The sequence below is a fragment of the Ferroplasma acidiphilum genome, assembly GCF_002078355.1.
Taxonomy (GTDB): Archaea; Thermoplasmatota; Thermoplasmata; order Thermoplasmatales; family Thermoplasmataceae; genus Ferroplasma; species Ferroplasma acidiphilum.
Genome location: NZ_CP015363.1, coordinates 730,986 through 749,359 on the forward strand (window position 1 = coordinate 730,986; position 18,374 = coordinate 749,359).

General features: G+C 36.8%; 20 protein-coding genes and 1 tRNA gene. 14 read left to right on the forward strand and 7 right to left on the reverse strand.

Going from position 1 to position 18,374, the window contains the following annotated elements:
• Nucleotides 1-46 precede the first annotated feature (46 nt).
• Nucleotides 47-457 (forward strand): hypothetical protein, encoded by a 411-nt coding sequence (locus fad_RS03780; protein ID WP_009887859.1) that lies wholly within the window; start codon nt 47-49, stop codon nt 455-457.
• Between the two features lie 60 nt (nt 458-517).
• Here the strand turns inward: fad_RS03780 and fad_RS03785 are convergent, their stop codons facing one another.
• The gene (locus fad_RS03785; protein WP_009887860.1) at nt 518-1,732 is read right to left on the reverse strand and encodes an MFS transporter; all 1,215 of its coding nucleotides are present in this window, start codon (nt 1,730-1,732) and stop codon (nt 518-520) included.
• A 50-nt stretch (nt 1,733-1,782) separates the two neighbouring features.
• Between fad_RS03785 and fad_RS03790 the strand changes: the two genes are divergently transcribed.
• From fad_RS03790 to fad_RS03810, 6 genes are all read left to right on the forward strand, one after another.
• Nucleotides 1,783-2,367, forward strand: coding sequence for a winged helix-turn-helix domain-containing protein (locus fad_RS03790; protein ID WP_081141944.1), 585 nt, complete (start codon nt 1,783-1,785; stop codon nt 2,365-2,367).
• A gap of 567 nt (nt 2,368-2,934) precedes the next feature.
• Entirely contained in the window at nt 2,935-4,473 is a 1,539-nt protein-coding gene (locus tag fad_RS03795) for a tetratricopeptide repeat protein (protein ID WP_196795618.1), read from the forward strand.
• Nucleotides 4,474-4,554: 81 nt separating this feature from the next.
• The gene (locus fad_RS09240; protein ID WP_155951103.1) at nt 4,555-4,719 is read left to right on the forward strand and encodes a hypothetical protein; all 165 of its coding nucleotides are present in this window, start codon (nt 4,555-4,557) and stop codon (nt 4,717-4,719) included.
• A 265-nt stretch (nt 4,720-4,984) separates the two neighbouring features.
• The gene (locus tag fad_RS03800) at nt 4,985-5,989 is read left to right on the forward strand and encodes an NAD(P)/FAD-dependent oxidoreductase (RefSeq protein WP_196795619.1); all 1,005 of its coding nucleotides are present in this window, start codon (nt 4,985-4,987) and stop codon (nt 5,987-5,989) included.
• A gap of 125 nt (nt 5,990-6,114) precedes the next feature.
• Entirely contained in the window at nt 6,115-6,675 is a 561-nt protein-coding gene (locus tag fad_RS03805) for a DJ-1/PfpI family protein (RefSeq protein ID WP_081141950.1), read from the forward strand.
• A gap of 120 nt (nt 6,676-6,795) precedes the next feature.
• A complete protein-coding gene (locus tag fad_RS03810) occupies nt 6,796-7,614 on the forward strand; it encodes an isoaspartyl peptidase/L-asparaginase (RefSeq protein ID WP_081141952.1) in 819 nt (272 codons plus the stop codon).
• A gap of 159 nt (nt 7,615-7,773) precedes the next feature.
• Here the strand turns inward: fad_RS03810 and fad_RS09570 are convergent, their stop codons facing one another.
• Both fad_RS09570 and fad_RS03820 read right to left on the reverse strand, forming a co-directional pair.
• Nucleotides 7,774-8,013 carry an antitoxin VapB family protein gene (locus fad_RS09570; protein WP_081141954.1) on the reverse strand — a complete coding sequence of 80 codons (240 nt, stop codon included), beginning with the start codon at nt 8,011-8,013 and terminating at the stop codon, nt 7,774-7,776.
• 35 nt (nt 8,014-8,048) lie between these two features.
• Nucleotides 8,049-9,038 (reverse strand): GHMP family kinase ATP-binding protein, encoded by a 990-nt coding sequence (locus fad_RS03820; RefSeq protein ID WP_009887872.1) that lies wholly within the window; start codon nt 9,036-9,038, stop codon nt 8,049-8,051.
• 116 nt (nt 9,039-9,154) lie between these two features.
• Here fad_RS03820 and fad_RS03825 point away from each other — a divergent pair, with 116 nt between their 5' ends.
• The 6 genes from fad_RS03825 to fad_RS03850 all read left to right on the forward strand — a co-directional run bounded on the left by fad_RS03825 (nt 9,155) and on the right by fad_RS03850 (nt 14,240).
• Nucleotides 9,155-9,469 carry a hypothetical protein gene (locus tag fad_RS03825; protein WP_009887873.1) on the forward strand — a complete coding sequence of 105 codons (315 nt, stop codon included), beginning with the start codon at nt 9,155-9,157 and terminating at the stop codon, nt 9,467-9,469.
• A gap of 101 nt (nt 9,470-9,570) precedes the next feature.
• Entirely contained in the window at nt 9,571-10,965 is a 1,395-nt protein-coding gene (locus tag fad_RS03830) for an MFS transporter (protein WP_081141956.1), read from the forward strand.
• Between the two features lie 20 nt (nt 10,966-10,985).
• Nucleotides 10,986-11,059 (forward strand) — tRNA-Arg (locus tag fad_RS03835).
• A gap of 103 nt (nt 11,060-11,162) precedes the next feature.
• On the forward strand, nt 11,163-12,272 hold the full coding sequence (locus tag fad_RS03840; protein WP_081141958.1) for a cytochrome P450: 1,110 nt from the start codon (nt 11,163-11,165) through the stop codon (nt 12,270-12,272).
• Between the two features lie 59 nt (nt 12,273-12,331).
• Nucleotides 12,332-13,012 (forward strand): DNA/RNA nuclease SfsA, encoded by a 681-nt coding sequence (gene sfsA, locus fad_RS03845; protein WP_081141960.1) that lies wholly within the window; start codon nt 12,332-12,334, stop codon nt 13,010-13,012.
• A 34-nt stretch (nt 13,013-13,046) separates the two neighbouring features.
• Nucleotides 13,047-14,240 carry a M20 family metallo-hydrolase gene (locus fad_RS03850; protein ID WP_081141962.1) on the forward strand — a complete coding sequence of 398 codons (1,194 nt, stop codon included), beginning with the start codon at nt 13,047-13,049 and terminating at the stop codon, nt 14,238-14,240.
• A 52-nt stretch (nt 14,241-14,292) separates the two neighbouring features.
• On the opposite strand, the gene thrC is transcribed toward fad_RS03850, so the two are convergent.
• The 3 genes from thrC to fad_RS03865 form a co-directional block, all read right to left on the reverse strand.
• Nucleotides 14,293-15,456 carry a threonine synthase gene (thrC, locus tag fad_RS03855; RefSeq protein ID WP_081141975.1) on the reverse strand — a complete coding sequence of 388 codons (1,164 nt, stop codon included), beginning with the start codon at nt 15,454-15,456 and terminating at the stop codon, nt 14,293-14,295.
• 90 nt (nt 15,457-15,546) lie between these two features.
• On the reverse strand, nt 15,547-15,714 hold the full coding sequence (locus fad_RS03860; RefSeq protein WP_009887883.1) for a preprotein translocase subunit Sec61beta: 168 nt from the start codon (nt 15,712-15,714) through the stop codon (nt 15,547-15,549).
• Nucleotides 15,715-15,776: 62 nt separating this feature from the next.
• Nucleotides 15,777-16,373 carry a hypothetical protein gene (locus fad_RS03865; RefSeq protein WP_081141977.1) on the reverse strand — a complete coding sequence of 199 codons (597 nt, stop codon included), beginning with the start codon at nt 16,371-16,373 and terminating at the stop codon, nt 15,777-15,779.
• Nucleotides 16,374-16,472: 99 nt separating this feature from the next.
• Here fad_RS03865 and fad_RS03870 point away from each other — a divergent pair, with 99 nt between their 5' ends.
• On the forward strand, nt 16,473-17,306 hold the full coding sequence (locus tag fad_RS03870; RefSeq protein WP_019841795.1) for a S26 family signal peptidase: 834 nt from the start codon (nt 16,473-16,475) through the stop codon (nt 17,304-17,306).
• Here fad_RS03870 and fad_RS03875 read toward each other — a convergent pair.
• Nucleotides 17,293-18,261 (reverse strand): mevalonate-3-kinase, encoded by a 969-nt coding sequence (locus fad_RS03875; RefSeq protein WP_009887886.1) that lies wholly within the window; start codon nt 18,259-18,261, stop codon nt 17,293-17,295. The genes fad_RS03870 and fad_RS03875 overlap by 14 nt on opposite strands.
• Between the last annotated feature and the right edge of the window lie 113 nt (nt 18,262-18,374).

The following is an 18,374-nucleotide window of genomic DNA, read 5'->3' on the forward strand; positions in this document are numbered from 1 at the left end:
AATGAGATAATACATAGGTTTATATGCACTTTCAAATTTTGAATGTATGTCTAATGAAATGGATTCTTTTGAGAACGAAGCAAAGAAAAATTATGATAAAATAGGCGAAGATTTTCCCAGGGGCAGCATTAAAATTCTTTCCCCTGATATTATAAATATTTTGATAACAAATGCCAGAAAATCAAAAACTGTGAATTATAAGGCCGGAGATACTGTATACACGGCCACATTTAGCAGCTATACATTGCTTGATAAGGATGGAATGGTAGGTGTATATTCAGACGTTCCGGAAGATACCAATATCAGGGAAATAACTTTTATTGTAACTGGATTTCATGCCAAATGGGATACAGAAGTCACATTCTCCGGAGAGTATATGACTGTAATGCCCGATAGGGAACTTAAGCACCTTGTTAATTTCCAACGGGCAATAATGAAGACAGGGATATCCAGGTAAAATACTAATAGGGCTTTTATACTTGTTAATAGATATGATATTTTATATGTCACGGTTGAACTAAAACAGTTCCGGATTTTCCTTTTCTATTTTCTCCATGGCAGAGTTGAAACCTTCCATTATTTTTATTACGGTAAAAGATGAAAGTAGCATTATTACACCAACTACGGTGATTATGTAGGGAAAATAAAGAAATCTTGAAAGCTCTCCAAATACGAATGCCATTACAGGAGACGAACTTACAGAAAACATTGCGGTAAGTGCGTTAAATTTCCCGGTAATGCTGCTCGGTATGGAATTTATTATCATAGTCTCAATATAAACATTGATAAATGCCAGTATAACCCCGGAAAGAAATGTCAGTATTCCATCCATCACCGGGAGCCTGTTAAAAGATATCAGGATAAATATGACACCCGTCATAAATATGTAAAATGCCATCATTCGTTTATTTCTCTGATATGGACGGTAAAAACCATGCATGGAAATAAGCCCGCCTGCAAGCATACCCGCAGGGAAGCCAGCTATAAAAAATGTGTAATAGATGGATGATGCATGCATTATTATGTTTATGAGCCCGGAGGCAAACACGTCTATAGCAACAAACATGCCATTTAATAGCAAGGTAAGCAAAAGAAATGGAAGTATATTTTTCATTATCTTTACAGTACTCCTGAATCCATTCTTAACGATGCTCCTGTGGGAAACTTTTATAGTTCGGGGAACAAAAATAATTGCAAGGGCGAAAATAGAGATGCCTATCAGGGCAACATACACCGTTGAATATCTCATAAAAATGAAGGCACCACCGAGAATTATCCCTGCAAGGGTGAATATTCCTGAACTTAACTGGTCTGCAGACTGGGCTTTTGCCATATGGTCAGCTGGCATGATCTCCTTGGTCAATGCCCTGAAATCATCGGAGACAACCCACATAAATGTTGAGGACAGAAAATCTACTGCATATATAATAAACAGGCTACGCCCGAAGAAGAGGATAGAGTAAGTTAAAACCATCAATATATTTATGCCAATATAAATCAGGTGCCTGTCGTACCTGTCAATTATGCTTCCCTCCGGAATAGCTATAATAAGATAACCGAGAAATGAAAACCCGGGAATAAGGCTTACAAGCAATACAGAATGGTAGTTTGCAATTATTTCCCACATGAAATATATATAATATGCTGTGTTGGAGAATCTCGCTATATTCCTTGAAATAAGGTATCTGGCATAGGCATTCCTGTTATGCCTGTATAAGTCTGATGTTAACATATAATTTGTGCTTATACGTATATTTATATCTTATATATAGATTTATCCAGATGGATGAAAAATACCGGGAGATACTGGAAGCTTTCCGGAACCCTACTAAAATGAAAATCATTACATTGCTGGTTAACAACAATAAAATGACGGTTACAGGGATGTCAAAATACATAAAGACAACCCGTTCCAACCTGTATCAGGTAGTTTCTAATCTTGTCTCCAGTGGAATAGTAAATGAACCGGAGATCAGGCCAAAAAAGAATTACGTTGAAAAGTATTACAGTTTGAATGACGATTATTTTGCTTTTCATGATGAAAATATAGATGATGAAATAACAGGGCTTCCGGATAGCGAGTACAGGGAAATTTTAAGTTCATTTTTTATGGCACAATCCTTGAACCTGGAAATTATAGGAAAGTCTATTGAGGCTATGACGCAGAAAGAAATTCAAAATATGAGAAAACATGAAAAATATACAGTTTTTTCCTATGGAACATGTTCAAATTCAGTTTTTGAAAAACTTTCAATTGCTGTAAAAAACGAGCTTAAAAAATCGGTGGATGATTCAGGAAATGAGGGAATGTTTCTATTTCTAATGCTTCCATCACTTTTTCCGGATACATTGAACCGTAAGAAATAAATGTTCACGATCAAGTGGCAGGGAAGCACATTTGTTTTATGAAGGAATTGAGACACGATTACATACTATTCTGTTATTAATTTTATAATAAAAACCTTCCGACTCACATGGATTGTGTCTTAGGTTGCTCGACTGGCGAGGGCAATGTTATCATTTGAAAGGACTGGTAAGGGTTGTTCCCTGCAGTCAACCTGCCTATTGCGCTCCGTTCCCGCAGGGGGTTGCCATGCCAGTAAATCTGGAAGTGCAAGCTCACTGCTTTGATGTGTAGTTTACATAGTATTCTACACATTCAGCTTAACACAGGCATCCTGTGCATAGTATAATGAAAAATACTACATTTCTTTGCAATATAAGGCAGATGCGTATAACGTTACTAGTCCGCCGTATAACAGGCAAATCAAGCTAACATTCAGCATAGTTTTGATAGCACGGATTTATATAATTGAAGTTTATGCATCGAATGTATGGCGGTTACAAAAACGCAATATTAAAATGGCTGCCTGGACGAATAATACAATATGTAATGACACAAAAAATAATATATATTATTCATATAGTTTTGGTATGCCTAACAAATCTATTCAACCAGCTGCATCTAAAAATATGGAAAAAGCCATTGGTTTAATGGAAAATTATGATTATTCAGATGCAAAAAAGAGAATAGATATGGCCTTAGCACTTGACCCTTTAAATTACGAATATCATTATATTAAGGTAAATCTTTTAATTGAGCGAAGGGACTATGAAGGCGCATTGAAGGAATTGCATGTTATGGAAAAACTTGTCCCGGACAAAGCTTCTGTTTATTCCCTGGAAAGCAGATGTTTAATAAATCTAGGGAAGAACTTTGATGCAGTTGGTAAAGCCGATGAAGCACTTGAGCATGACAGAAATTATATGCAAGCTTATGAAAATAAATTAATCGCATTGCAGAATATAGGTCTAATAAATGACGCATTTGATGTATATTACAGTGCGTTGAAAGTTGATCCACAGGATGCGGAATCCTATGCTGTCCTCTCGGAGCTACATATGGAAATGAAAAATTTTGATGCTGCACATGAATCAGCTAAAAAGGCTATAAACATTGAAAAAGATAACATCAAGGCCAATAACATGCTTGTTTCCATAGCGAGGGTTGATGGTGGCATTGAGGATTACATCAAGGCACTTTCGGACGCATATGTAAATACCCATTATGAGGGGTATATAGTACAACTTACTAACTGCTTATATGAGTCGGGAAACCGTGAAGATGCTGTAAAAATTGCTGAGAAATTTTATAAAATCAATCCGGGAAATATGAATTCCGCCCATAATCTTGCACACATATTTATCCTCGAAAATAGAATACAGGATGCAGGGAAAGTCTATAAAAATTCAATTAAGTTAAACAAAAGTGAATTTACCAATTTGCAGTATATTACATTTCTGAACGAAACCGAACAGTATGCAACAGTGCTAAAGAATGTAGATGAGTTAATAGAGAGGTATCCTGATAATGACGGGTTTTTGTATAACAAGTTCTATGCACTTTCCAGGAGTGGAGACCATAAGGATGCATTAATTATCATTAAACTGTTATATGGCCAGAATAAGGATTCAATTTTGTATAAAGTTGAATATGCACTTGAACTGGCGTTAACAGGAAATTCTGACGAATCCCTCAGGATACTGGAAAATTTTGAAGAGTTATACATTGACCCGTGGATTTCAATGTCTTTATGGAGTTTATACTCTATGCTCAATCAGTATGACCGTGCTAATGAATACGCCATATTAGCCATGGAAAATGGAATCGGCGATGAGTTTCTTGGTTCATTTCCACTTGAGGTAATAGAAACTTATCTTGAAAAAGGGTGGAAAATACAGGCAATAAAATTTATTGATGCCTTAATAGAACGGGCAGAAGGCGAATTGCAGGATATCTGTATTGCCTGCAAGGGATGTATTCTTGGAATAGACGACTACGATAAAGGACGTGATATTTTAGAACAAATCGGTTCAGCTGAGAAAATACGATATTTACTGTTGTTTAAACTTAAATTCACAGATGTAGAAATCAATAATTTCATTAACAGGTATAAAAATGAGAAATTATGAAATAAACGACATTATAATATTCGCCAATTGACGTATTCAATATTCACAAATTATATATACCATAGTATTGATTCACATATAATGCCTGAAATATTTGTAAGAGATGAAATATATAAGAATATAGCGGATAGTCATAGTGATGTTTCCAAATTTGTAAACAACGTTCTGGGTCAGTACCTGGATGCCTTTAAACCAGAAAGCAGAGATGTTATGGACCATTACACAAAACACGGAAACGGAGACTGAATACAGAAGTTCAGTTTCAGGAAATATCCTGGCATTTTTAATTATATACCATATTTTTGAAATGTTCAAACTTTTCAAGTTCTCAGAGTGATATCGGCCAGAACGTGAAAGCCTAACCTATGTACTTCTAACAGTATTTTTCAGTTCCTTGTATCCGGCGCCATATATTTTATAATGACCTGCTTAAATATAATAATCCCGCGTTATATGTTTCTGTTAATGGCATATATGGTATGTTTATAATATGATAAAAGGATTCAACCGCATGGCTAAACAAATATATGTTCTCGGTGGAGGATTGTCCGGAATTTATGCTAAACTTACAAATCCCGATGCCATGTTAATTGATAGGGATGACCATATTACAATATCAACAAGATTAATCACCCTAATAGGCGGTATGGAGAATTCCTATGCATACAAGCCGAGAAATATTGATCTGAAAGAAAATGTTAAGGATATAAATTTTGAAAACAGGGAAATTGTTACTGATAATGGAAAGCACGAATATTCAAAGTTAATAATTGCACTCGGGCACAGCTTTAACGTTAACAATATCAAAGGTTCAACCAACATAGCCAAACTTGAAACTATAGATGACGCCGTTAATATACGTAAAAGATTGCAAACTTCAAAAAACGTTGCAATCATAGGCGGCGGATACCTTGGTGTCGAGATTGCATCACTGATAAATGGAAAAAAAGTTACAATAATAGACCCGCATGACAGGTTGCTGAACCATTCATCTCCTGAAGCTTCAGAGTATGTTAATAATATGTTGCTGGCAAGGAATGTAAATATAACGAAAGGTACAAAGGTTATGGAAGTGACAGGGAAATCTGTAATCACAGATAACGAAGAAATAACATCAGATTTAACAATATATGCAGGTGGAATTTATGGCAATTCAATAATTTCAGGTTTGCCAATAAAAACTAAAAATTCAAAGATTCTCGTTAACAGCAAAATGCGATCACTATCATATGATGACGTATTTGCCTGTGGCGATTCAATGGCCATAGATGGGAAATCATTTCCCGCAACGGCATTCACTGGAAGAAAATCGGCGGTTGTAGCCATGAAAAATGCTATGGGGAATGATATAGAATTTAAATATGAAAATAACGGAAATATATTGAATATAGACAATAATTACATATTTGTTAAGAAAAATGGATACAGGAAAAGTTTCATGGTTAACCTGATAAAAAAATATGTCAATGGGAAAACAGACAAATCCTTAAATAAACTTGCCAGGTTAAAATCCTGAGTGCTAACATTTCATGCCAGTTCCAATTTTTGTATAGTTAAGTGAAGTGATAACCGCACACATCCGCAGGCTAACATAAAATCATGAAATACAAAAAATAATATACACTGAAAACATAATTTTTTATGGCAAAAATATTAATTCTAACAGGGGACGCAGGTGAATCACTGGAAGTTATGTACCCATTGCAAAGAATGAAGGAAGAAGGATTCGATATGGATCTGGCTGCACCGGAAAAGAAGAAAATCCAGCTGGTTGTACATGATTTTGAAGATGGTTTTGATACATATACTGAAAAGTTAGGTTATAAGGTTCAGGCAGACATTGCGTTTAAGGATGTTGACCCATCCCAATATGATGCACTTATAATACCTGGCGGGAGGGCACCTGAATATATAAGGAATGATAAAGATTTTATCAGAATTGTACAATATTTCTTTGAAAAGAATGCACCGGTTGCTGAACTTTGCCATGCACCATTGGGATTAGCTGCAGCAGGTGTTTTGCATGGGAGAAAAACGGCCGCATATCCTGCACTTGCTCCAGACGTAACAATAGCAGGCGGGACGTTCGTAGATGCTGCCGTGGTAGTTGATGGGAATCTAATCTCTTCAAGGGCATGGCCTGATCACCCACAATGGATGAGGGAGTTTATAAAATTATTGCATGAAAGAGATATAAAATAATTAGCACACATCTTTTTGTATTATACCTTTGTAATTATTATCCATATTTTCCTATAAATTCTACAAATCAGTGTTGTTTCCATGTAACTAAATTTATAATGTGAATTGAAATGCATTATAATGAAAAATCAGATAGTTATCCACGGTGGTGCTAATAGCCCCTCAACGCTCAATGAAAAGCTTCAAAAGATACTGGATAATCTGGATGTGAATGGTTCTTCCCTGGATTTAGCAGTAAAATCTGTTGTAATGATGGAGGATGATCCAACATTCAATGCAGGAACCGGTTCTGTGCCGAGGATTGATGGTTCCATACAGATGGATGCCGCAGTAATGTCGGATTCGGGCTTCGGCTCTGTTATGTGCATAGAAAATGTGAAACACCCGGTTATGGTTGCAAGGGATGTAATGGAGAAAAGCCCACATATAATGCTCGCCGGGGAAGGAGCTGTTGAGTTCGCACGCAAGCTTGAATATGAATATTATAACCCTGAAACCGAGAAAAGCAGGGAGATGATGGATAAACTTAAAGCTTCTATTAAAAACAATACACTTCCTGAAAAATTTAAGTTTATGGTTAAAAGTTCCAGTGATACAGTTGGGGCTGTGGCAAGGATTGATGATAAATTTGCTGCTGCAGTTTCGACAGGTGGAGCTTTTCCCATGTTAAGGGGAAGGGTGGGCGATTCTCCAGTTATCGGTGCAGGCATATACCAGGGCGAAAAAGGTGCTGTTGTGGCTACCGGCATAGGTGAGGACATAGCAAAGGACCTATTATCTTTCAGAATATACCAGCAAATTGGAACAGATGACCTGAACGAAATAGTTAAAAAAGAAATAGATAAATTTAAAGTTTCTGTGGGAATCATAGCAATCAGCGATAATGAATATTCTGTATATGCCAATACGGATATGGCACATGCGGAAAGAGAATTATGACATACCTGCAATAAGGTATTATCCTACTGTTTCAGCAACTACTGGAAGCGGGGATATTTTTTATTATACCATATTTCAATTGGTGGAATATCCTTTACTTAACCTTAAACGTATGGTGGTGCAATTATATACTTAAAATTGATAAAATCTTTAATTATCTCAATTTCTATTCATTGATCTCTTTCTGTTATTACTGGTATCATTTTCAATTGTGTTTGCTTCTTCCTCGCTTAAAATTCCAATACAATTATCCAGTATTTGTGGATTCCCCTTTTGATTGTTCAGGAGTTCTTCTAAAATGGCTGGAAAGGATTTATCTCCCTTCAATGCTTTTAATTCTGCATAAATATCATAGGTAATAGAAATTACTTTTACCGTACATATTATACCGGCATATATTTCATTTTTCCATCTTCTTCTTTCTCCTAGCCTGGCTAAATATAGTTATTTATTACCCTCGTTCCGCAGTTGTCAAAACGGACGCGGATTACAAAATCAGATTTTAACATCATTTTCCTCTGAAGTGAATCTATGCCATTCTTTTCTCCAATTAAAAGAATAAAACCTTCAGAACCTCCGCCAAGCAATTTGGCTGATTTTGCCCCATTTTCCTTTGCATAGCTTATTATTTCATCTATGCGCTGGTTTGTTACATTTGCTCCAAGAGATTTTTTAATATTCCACCCCTCATTAATTATATTGCATACCTCATTTCTATTATGCGCGCTAATGGCTTTACTCATTTCCAGTGCAAGGTGTTTGATTTTATTCAAATTTTCCATTGTTTGCTCATCACCATGTTCAGATTTAGTTACCTGATCCTGAAGGCTTCTGGAACTTTCCCGCGTATTGCCTGTATAAACCAGCAATATGGAACTCTGGAGATCTTTCACGAATGGATCCGACAGGTCAAATTTCTGTGTACTATCAACGTTTTCTCGAAATTCCATATACTTTAAACCACCAATAGAGATTGCATATGGATCCTGTTTGCCCAGTATAATGTTAAATTTATCCTTTTCAGTAAGATATGATTCTTTTGCCAGTTCATAGGGGTCTACATTCCTTTTTTTTATTGCATTTATCATTTTTAATATTCCATTTATGAGTGCAGAACTGGAGCCAAGCCCTGAACCTGGAGGGACATCACTATTCATTATTACCCTGCCGGTGTTTATGCCGTTTTCCATGAACATGTCAATAATTTTGTTTTCCATAGTTCTGTTATTTGTTGAAATAAGCGCAGTTCTCAGGAAATCTCTGGATGAAACCTCAAGCGAGCTACCATCATCCTCATAACGTATCATAATTCCCCGATCTATTGTAGTGTTCAGGACTGCACCACCGTACCTTTCGTAAAATGGGCTAATATCTGTGCCTCCTCCTGCAAAACTGATTCTCAAAGGGCTGTAAACCGTTATCATATAATTATATATGAACACGTCCTATTAAAATATTGATATTGCCATTATAGTTGACATACAAAGTTAAATATGTACATTGTGTATACGGTACAAAATTAAAAATACTGGTGCAAATAATGATAGATTTCAATATAAATTCGGGCAAAATACAAATTCAGGAAAATCTGAAAGATATCCTGAGCAAAAAAATTCTGGTAATGAGGGATAACGAGGAGACTGTATCATGTGATGGCGGGTTCTGTGAGACAATACATGATATTTCTATAAAGGTAAAAAGGCATTGCAATGAGCCTAAAATGTATTATTTTATCAATGATGATATTGAAATAGCTATGGATGAGCACATATTTGACCTGCTTGCCCGGGAAAACATTCTTATAAAAAAAGAAAAATACCTTGTTGTTGAAAGAGTAAAGCATAATCCGGTATAATTCCAGAAATTATTGCCCGCACATCTGTTTTAATACCAAGGGAATTCCAGTATTATTTTCCAATCAGGTAAGTAATTTATAGGTTTGTGGCATGTCCAGAAATGGATCACAGGTATGGAATTCTGACGGTGACCACACTGAGTACATTGATGGCCGCTATAGATTCTACTATCGTATATCTTGCCCTCCCGGCCATGGGGCAAACATTCCACTCCGGGATATCATACCTGACACTTGTAGTGGCTGCATATATAATTTCAACAACGGTTATGCTGGTACCTGCAATAGAGATCACAAAGAGGATCGGCAACAGGAATTTCTATATAATCGGTTTTTCTATATTTACCGTTTCTTCACTTATTATTGCAGTGTCATTGAATATTGCAATGGTTATAATTTTCAGGTTTGTGGAAGGCATTGGGGCCGGAATAATGACATCTTCAGATATACCAATAATCCTAGGAGCTTTCAGGAAAGGCGAAAGGGGCAAAGCCATAGGGTTGAATTCTATTGCATGGTCTATAGGAACTCTTATCGGCCCTGTTCTTGGAGGATTCCTTGTTGCAATTAACTGGAGATATATTTTTCTCATAAATGTCCCAATAGGCATAGGCACAATGTTTGCCGGTTATAAAATAATAAAGAAAGATAAAGTAGATAAATTGCCAATCAAATACAAATCTACAATTTCAATGGCATTGTTTTTAATACCGTTAATTATGGGAATCGCACTGATAAATGAATACTATCTGCTTATTGCCCTTATTATCCTGCCAGTATTTATATATGTTCAGATAAAGCAACCTGTAATAGACAGAAAATTGCTGGGAAATATAAGGTTCTCCCTGATAACCCTTGCATCTTTCCTGGAATCTTTTGTCTTTTTCTCTGTATTATTCGCTCTGAGCCTTTATTTCCAGAGTGATCTGGGATTAAGCAGCATAGATACCGGGCTTATAATATTTACATATCCGGTAGCTTCTATAGTTTCAAGCCCCATAGGAGGGATATTATACGACCGGTATAGACATCCCGAGACAATTATGGCAATAGGGACAATACTTGAATGTGTGCCTGTACTTATAATTGGAATTTATCTAAAATATATACCTGAACTACTGCTTATAGCAGGATTTGGCGGTTCATTTTTCTGGTCTCCTTCCACAACAATGATAACGGATGCCCTTGGAGAGAAATTCCGTGTCCAGGCGAACAATGCAATGTTCATATTGAGAAACATTGGAATTATTACTGCAATTTCAATTTTGCCACTGTTTATTCTTCACTTTTCAAGAATCAATGTTAGCATTGGTGAAATATTTGTATCAAAAGCCAGGATAGATATTTCAGCCGGCATCGGCGCATATCTTGTTTTTACCGCAATAATCTCCCTATCATCACTGATTTTTATATTTGTATATCATCGCAGGGCAAGGAGCAGCAATACTATGGATACAGCAGGTGTTGTAGACCTGCAACATCGAACTATTAAATAACAAATTAGCAATATACATAAGGATCCGTGGGGTAGTTAGGATATCCTGCTGGCCTTCGAAGCCGATGACCCGGGTTCAAATCCCGGCGGGTCCGTCTTGTATATTTCCATGGAATCATGGATGCAATAAACAGTACTAACCTTTTGTTTATTCTACCCATTTGAAAATCTTATAATAGAATTAGATTATTATGAAATATGGAACATGACGTATTCCAGTATTACAGGAAAATGAGAAAGGAAAGCCCTGTGCATTTCAATAATGATACCGGTTCATGGGATGTATTTGATTATAAATCAGTTTATTTTGTTTTAATGAACCCTGACACATACTCATCAGATCCATCATATGCCGGAAATATCCCGGAAAACAGGCAGGGCCCCGGGGCAAGTTTTATTACAATGGACAACCCTGACCATAAAGAACTCCGCAATGTAACGGTACCCTATTTCCTTACATCTAAAATAACTGGATACCGGGATATGATAGAATCTACATCAAGGAAGCTTATGGCAGGCATTAACAAAGATTCAGACTTCATCAGGGACTACGCAGTTATGTTGCCGGTAACTGTAATCTCAGAATTGCTCGGAGTTCCTGAGAACGATCGCAGCAAATTCAAGGAATGGTCGGATTATATAATTGGAAACAGGTCAGATGCGGGAATCCAGGATCTGAACAGGTACATGTATTCTACAATGGCAGAAATTTTCAAAACTAACACTGAAGACAATATTATTTCTACAATCAATAAAGGGTTATACCACTCAGAGCCCCTATCAATTAACCAGAAAATAGGATATGTTATGCTGCTTGTAATAGGGGGAAATGAAACAACAACGAATTTAATAGGGAATATGGTTAAGGTTCTCTCTGAACATCCTGAAATTGCAGATAAGTTGAGGCAAGAACCGGAACTTAAAAAGGGATTCATTGAAGAAACACTGAGGTATTATTCACCTATTCAATTCCTCCCGCATAGATTTGCTGCACGGGATTCTGTTCTCAATGGACAGGAAATTAAAAAAGGCCAGAGGCTATCCATATGGCTGGGATCAGCAAACCGTGACGGAACGAAATTTGAAGACCCTGATACCTTTAATATGGAAAGGGAGAAAAATGACCATCTTGCTTTTGGTATGGGAATACACATGTGCCTGGGTTCGCCACTCGCCCGCCTGGAAGCAGAAATTGCCCTTAATGATATTCTCAATAAATTCAAGCATGTAAAGATCAATGCAGAAAAAACTGCCATGTTGAAAAATCCTATGGTTTACGGATTCAGCACTATGCAACTGGATGATTAATCTATTCATTATCCATTATTTTTTCCAAAGTTATATATAAAAATTGAAAATAAAGTTTAATGTATCCATTTATAGAGAGGGAATCGGGATATGTTGTTGCAAAATTTCCGGACCTTATTGAAGCAAAAGTTGTCTCCCGTCCAAATAGATTCATGGTAAAAGCAATGGTAGACGATAAGGAAGTGGATGTTCATATACACGATCCAGGAAGGCTTGAAGAACTTATATTTCCCGGGAATTCAATACTGATAAGGGAAACTAATGGTACAAAAACACATTATTCTGTAACTTTTTGCAAAAATGGTGATATCTGGACATTTAACGATTCCAGATACCATTCCGGTATAGCCTCTATGTTTATCCAGGAAGGGTGGCAGAGGGAGGTTAAAGTTGGGAACAGCAGATTGGATTTCAGGCTTAACAATGCATACATAGAAGTAAAGTCTGCAACACTTGTAGAAAATGGGATTGCCAGATTTCCCGATGCACCCACCCTGAGGGGAAAAAAGCATCTTGAAACCCTTATGGATCTTATAGCCTCGGGTTATGAATCATTTGTTTTATTTCTCATTTTCAATGAGGATGCTAAATGTTTTCTTCCAAATACTGCCAGGGACCCTGAATTTTCACATGCATATTATTCAGCTCTGGAACACGGGGTAAAATTCCAGTACCTTGTATTTTCCTCACGTGGTGGTGAAATTGTTTTAAAAGATTCAATATCCATGTGCAATCCCTGAAAAACTCTTATATCATTCAAATGTATGACAAGGCATGGAACTGGTTAAAGCATCAGATAGGGAATTTATAGTTGCAGTTGCACAGAGACTATTAGCCATTACATCTATTTCACCACAATCCGGTGGAGAAGGAGAGCTTAAAAAATCTCTGGAATTAAAAAAAATCCTGAACGAACTTGGCTATGACAGTTATAACGAGTATAATACCACGGACAATACCGGGACAATAAGGCCGAATATTGTATTAAAATTAGGGAGTTCCAGTAAAACCTTATGGGTCATATGCCATATGGACACTGTTCCTGTGGGGGATATATCACTCTGGAAGCATGAGCCTTTTAAGGCTACCATAGAAGGAGATAAAATTTATGGTAGGGGGTCAGAAGATAATGGCCAATCAATATTTACCATGCTTCTTTTGCTCAAGCATATTAAAAGAGAGCAAATGAAAATGAACCTTAACGTAGCATTCGTATCGGATGAGGAAACAGGAAATGATTACGGAATTAAATACCTTATCTCGAAAGGCATATTCGCTAAAGATGATCTTATTATCGTTCCTGACGCAGGAACAGAGGGCGGCTTTATTATAGAAACAGCAGAGAAATCCACCATGCAGTTAAAGTTTGAAATAAATGGCATTCAGGGCCATGCCAGCATGCCTGAAAATTCATTGAATGCCTTCCGTGTAGCGTGCAAATTCATAGACCTGATGGATTTCAACCTGCATGATCAGTTCGGGAAGACAAATAAATTGTTCGTGCCGCCATATTCCACATTTGAACCAACAAAGCACGAACAGAATATTGAAAACATTAACACTATACCGGGCAGGGATGTTTTTTACTGGGATTTTAGAATACTTCCCCAGTACCCTGCAGACGAAATATTAAAAAGCATAGATGGTCTCATAGAGAAATTTTCCAAAACATCCGGTGCCAAAATTAAATACACTGTTATTGACAGGGTTGATGCACCGGATCCAACACCTGATGGTGCTGAGATAGTAGTATTGTTAAAAAAGGCAATAAAATCTGTTATCGGGAAAGATGCCTTTACGGTAGGAATTGGTGGTGAGACATTTGCATCTTTTTTAAGGGGAAAGGGGTTTTCTGTTGCCGTATGGTCAACCACCGTAATTGAGAGTGCGCACATGCCGGATGAATACTGCCTTATACCACATATATTGCAGGATATTGAGGTCTACAAATATATTCTTTATAATTAATAAGTTATTTTTTTAATTCCATCATGAAAATATAGTTAATAGATTTTAACTTTTATTGAAATATATCCTGTATACTCAATGTCTTATGTTCAGAAACCAGGCTAACGTCCTTCAGTATGTTTCCTGTTAGTATGGATGCCACTGTATCTCCCCTGCTTATTATTCCAGATTCCTTCAGTTTTTTTACACCGGCTACAGATGCAGCGGAAGCCGGTTCACACCCGATTCCCGACCTGTCTATTTCTCTTTTTGCTTCCATTATCTGTTCATCCGTAACCTTTTCAACTATTCCCTTTGTAAATTCTATGGCCCTTTTAGCTTTTTTGTAATTTACCGGATTTCCAATTTTAATTGCACTTGCTATGGTTTCTGCCTTAACCGGATGAATAGTGTCTTCTTTTCCATTGATATAATCATAAAATGGTGACGCGCCTGAAGCCTGGATTGCAACAAGCTTTGGCACATAGTCTATAACTCCGAGGGCTCTAAGGTCCATGAGGGCTTTGCCAAATGCAGATGTATTCCCGAGGTTTCCGGCAGGGAACGTTATAAAATCCGGTTTAATCTTTTCCATGATCTCGTATATTATTGTTTTTTGCCCCTCTATTCTCCATGGATTTAATGAATTGAGAATATAAAAATCATTCCGTTTAGCTATAGCTTTCTTCACATTCTCCATGGCGGTGTCAAAATCACCTTCAATATCCACTATGTTTGCACCGTATGCAATAGCCTGGAATAATTTATTTGCCGAGACATTTTTGCCAGGAATCATTACATAACTCTCTATGCCACCAAAAGCACTATAGCTTGCAGCAGCCGCTGATGTATTTCCGGTAGAGGCACAGAGGGTTTTATTAAAGTTAAGCCTTACAGCTTCAGAAACAGCTACTGTCATTCCCCTGTCCTTGAACGACCCGGTTGGATTTTCACCCTCGTGTTTGAGGAATATTTTATCAACTCCGGAGTAATTTGAAATTCTGGCATTGCGGTAAAGCATTGTATTGCCTTCTCCCCTTGTAATTATAGCTTTTTCCGGGATTTCGGGATGTATAAGATTCTTATATTTCCATACCCCCTTCATATTTGTTAATGAGTATTCCATATTATTATGGAACACATCAAGTATGTTTCCACATTTCCCGCATATATATATGTTGCTGTCTATGGTATATTCGGCATTGCAGGAAGGGCATTTCAAAACAGAATGAGTCATCTATTGGTTAATATAAAGTTATATAAATTATTTGTCAAAACAGAAATGAAAAATATCCATGGAACTGGTTATTGATAATAATTAATAAATCTAGACTGGCCAGAATACCTTTGCAAGTTCAACTATTACTCCCATGGCTATTCCAATATAAATAATTAATTTCGGGTCTATGGCAGGACCTTTAATTTCCTCTTCATTGAAATAACGTATTAAACCCGCTCCTGACTGGAAGTTTTCATTCTGGTTGTCCTTTGCCATACTTGTCATTAATTTAACACTATAATTTAAGTGTTTTGGTATGGTTGTAAAAGTAAACCCATTTAGCTTTTCCTTGAATTCTGTATAGCGTCTATGAATCTGTCCGTGCTTATCTGGAGAACTATAATCCTGTATATTCCCGAATCCGTTAATATTTCAAAGTAATTGCATTTAATCATGGATGGCAGTTCAGGATTAATAATAGAGTGGCTTTTTTTCCCCTGCCTTATTCCTGTTATGGAAAGGGAATTTATTTTTAGAAATGGTATATATGATAGCACATATGGATGTGAGTACTGATAAAATTCTATGAAATGGCCAACAAAAGCAACCTTTGCATCAATATATTTTTCATGTTCCAGTCCCTGAATAATGTCAAAATTATTATTCTTTATTGATACATTAAATGTTGCTGTAGCATCCATAATATTGATAATCTGGCCCGGAGGGTATTTAGGTATTTTGCTAAGTACTCTCAATTCCGAAAAATGGTTGTAATAGACGAATGGAAAAACGGTAAATGAAACACCGAGAATGAAAAATATGGCAGTGTAAAGAAGGAAAACTGCAATAAAGTTCCTGGAGCTAAGTGAAACTATCAGGCCCAGTACAATTGACCCGGCAAATACTGACAGAAAGTAATATAGTTTCCTTATCATATATTTATAATAGTTCAGAATAAATAATAATTTTGTTACTATTTAAAAAACCCACCAATAAGCAAAATATTTTAATATATAAAAATGCCATTACTGCATATGGGAAACGCAGGAAATAAAAGGAAATACAGGGTACTTACTATCATTTTCATTGCAGCAGTGATTATTGCCCTGGTAGGCATAACTGTATATTCCGGCGTTTTCCCTCCTGCATCAGTTGTGGAATCGTACAGTATGGAACATTCAGCTCAATGGCAGTATGGAATTATAGATGAGGGAACTGTAGTGCTGGTAAAAAAAGTCAATAATATAAACGATATAGTAACCTATGTCCAGGGAAGAAGCAGCAATATTAGTACATACGGCGAATATGGAAATGTAATACTATACCACAACAGTGCACTGAATGTTGTGACCATACACAGGGCTATATTCTATCTGGAATGGAATGGAACCAGCCCGGAAATAGCAGGATACCATAACCAATCCTATATCCATTTTTATAAAGACAATATAGTTCTGGATGGCATAGGATATGCACATAGAAATCTTATAGTCAATGTATCCGGTTACGCAGGCGATTCTGGATTTATAACTGTTGGCGACCACAACCTAGCGTGCCTTTCTTATAATTCTGGCTACTATAACAGGACATACAATGCATATTATGCTTCTGACCAGAATATCTGGGGAATCAAGCCAGTGTCACTGAACCAGATAGTTGGCAAAGCTTATGGGTATGTACCATGGTTCGGGCTGGTAAAGCTAAATATTCTAAGGCTAGAGGGTGAGTGGCCAAGGCAATATTACACACATGTTCCTGAGTATTCATATGCCGGGCTATTTCTCTCCATTGCAGCCATACTGACAATTATCCTGTTCCCCTATGGAAAGGTATACAATAAAGTCAAAAGAAAGACTAGAAATTCTTAGATATAACGTCCGGTTTCCCTGCTACCTTAAGATACACCGGTGTACACTTAAACTCCATTGCCGCATTTTTCATCTTTTCCATATTCTTCCTTTCCACTGCAACAAATACATTGGTTCCACCGGTCACTATATACGCATTCCAGAATTCAGCTTTCAGCTCCTCAACTTTCTCTATAAGCCTCTGCATTTCATCGGTAATTATAGACACACCAACTTCCCTTAGCATGGAGTGGTATTCCTGCGTATCTTTTTCACCTGCTTCAAATATGCCTTTAATATCGCCGCTATCGGCCATTTTTTCAAGTTCCTTCGCCCTCAATTCAGAGTTTTTTACCCTTTCCGCATATTTTTCATGATTTATGATATTGCTGTGTATGGTATCAGACGGTTTTCTATCCTCCGAAAATTTGCATGCAACTATTACAAAATCCTCAAAGTCCTCAGGCCCCAGGATTTCATCTGTTAATGATTCCTTTCCGTTGGCATGATTTATTGTAAAGCCGCCGAACATGCTTCTTCCAGCACTTTCAGATATCTGCTGCAGGTCGTTTTCGAAATTAAATATATTTATATTGTATTCAAATATAGATTGTATGCACTCGCCAATTGCGGCAGCACCTGCATCAGAACTCCCGCTGATCACGTTTTTGTTTTCAGATACAAATGAAACTTCAGAATATTCCGGATGGCGCATAAGAATCTCATGCCTGTATTTGTCTATGACAACAAATGGGGATCGTGGAGAATCAGGTGAAACCTCCTTTCCGTTTATAATGCCTGATTTCTGGTTAGAAAGGTACAGATCAGTTTTGACATATATATCATCATCAAGCCCTGTATATGCTATTCCTGCAGTTGTATGCCTGGGGAGGCGTTTCTTATTGTCCGATACTCCACCCAGAAGTAATATCCCTATAGTAGGATATGCCTTAACTTCAACGTAATATTTTTCCATATTCTGAAATCAACTATAAGATAAAACCATTTTGTCTTAAATGGTAAAAATATTGCCACAGTACCGGTGTAATTTCCTTTTAAATGAATATAAAAAGAACCACCTAAACAATT

Excerpts from the sequence above, each read along its gene's own strand:
- fad_RS03860 (WP_009887883.1), bottom strand. The coding sequence starts at position 15,714 with ATGGCAAAGGACAACCAGAATGAAAACTTCCAGTCAGGAGCGGGTTTA.
- fad_RS03780 (WP_009887859.1), top strand. The coding sequence starts at position 47 with ATGTCTAATGAAATGGATTCTTTTGAGAACGAAGCAAAGAAAAATTAT.
- fad_RS03820 (WP_009887872.1), bottom strand. The coding sequence starts at position 9,038 with ATGATAACGGTTTACAGCCCTTTGAGAATCAGTTTTGCAGGAGGAGGC.
- fad_RS03825 (WP_009887873.1), top strand. The coding sequence starts at position 9,155 with ATGATAGATTTCAATATAAATTCGGGCAAAATACAAATTCAGGAAAAT.
- fad_RS03865 (WP_081141977.1), bottom strand. The coding sequence starts at position 16,373 with ATGATAAGGAAACTATATTACTTTCTGTCAGTATTTGCCGGGTCAATT.
- sfsA (WP_081141960.1), top strand. The coding sequence starts at position 12,332 with ATGTATCCATTTATAGAGAGGGAATCGGGATATGTTGTTGCAAAATTT.
- fad_RS09240 (WP_155951103.1), top strand. The coding sequence starts at position 4,555 with ATGCCTGAAATATTTGTAAGAGATGAAATATATAAGAATATAGCGGAT.
- fad_RS03800 (WP_196795619.1), top strand. The coding sequence starts at position 4,985 with ATGGCTAAACAAATATATGTTCTCGGTGGAGGATTGTCCGGAATTTAT.
- fad_RS03810 (WP_081141952.1), top strand. The coding sequence starts at position 6,796 with ATGAAAAATCAGATAGTTATCCACGGTGGTGCTAATAGCCCCTCAACG.
- fad_RS03790 (WP_081141944.1), top strand. The coding sequence starts at position 1,783 with ATGGATGAAAAATACCGGGAGATACTGGAAGCTTTCCGGAACCCTACT.
- thrC (WP_081141975.1), bottom strand. The coding sequence starts at position 15,456 with ATGACTCATTCTGTTTTGAAATGCCCTTCCTGCAATGCCGAATATACC.
- fad_RS03795 (WP_196795618.1), top strand. The coding sequence starts at position 2,935 with ATGCCTAACAAATCTATTCAACCAGCTGCATCTAAAAATATGGAAAAA.
- fad_RS03830 (WP_081141956.1), top strand. The coding sequence starts at position 9,571 with ATGGATCACAGGTATGGAATTCTGACGGTGACCACACTGAGTACATTG.
- fad_RS03805 (WP_081141950.1), top strand. The coding sequence starts at position 6,115 with ATGGCAAAAATATTAATTCTAACAGGGGACGCAGGTGAATCACTGGAA.
- fad_RS03850 (WP_081141962.1), top strand. The coding sequence starts at position 13,047 with ATGGAACTGGTTAAAGCATCAGATAGGGAATTTATAGTTGCAGTTGCA.
- fad_RS03875 (WP_009887886.1), bottom strand. The coding sequence starts at position 18,261 with ATGGAAAAATATTACGTTGAAGTTAAGGCATATCCTACTATAGGGATA.
- fad_RS03840 (WP_081141958.1), top strand. The coding sequence starts at position 11,163 with ATGGAACATGACGTATTCCAGTATTACAGGAAAATGAGAAAGGAAAGC.
- fad_RS03785 (WP_009887860.1), bottom strand. The coding sequence starts at position 1,732 with ATGTTAACATCAGACTTATACAGGCATAACAGGAATGCCTATGCCAGA.
- fad_RS03870 (WP_019841795.1), top strand. The coding sequence starts at position 16,473 with ATGGGAAACGCAGGAAATAAAAGGAAATACAGGGTACTTACTATCATT.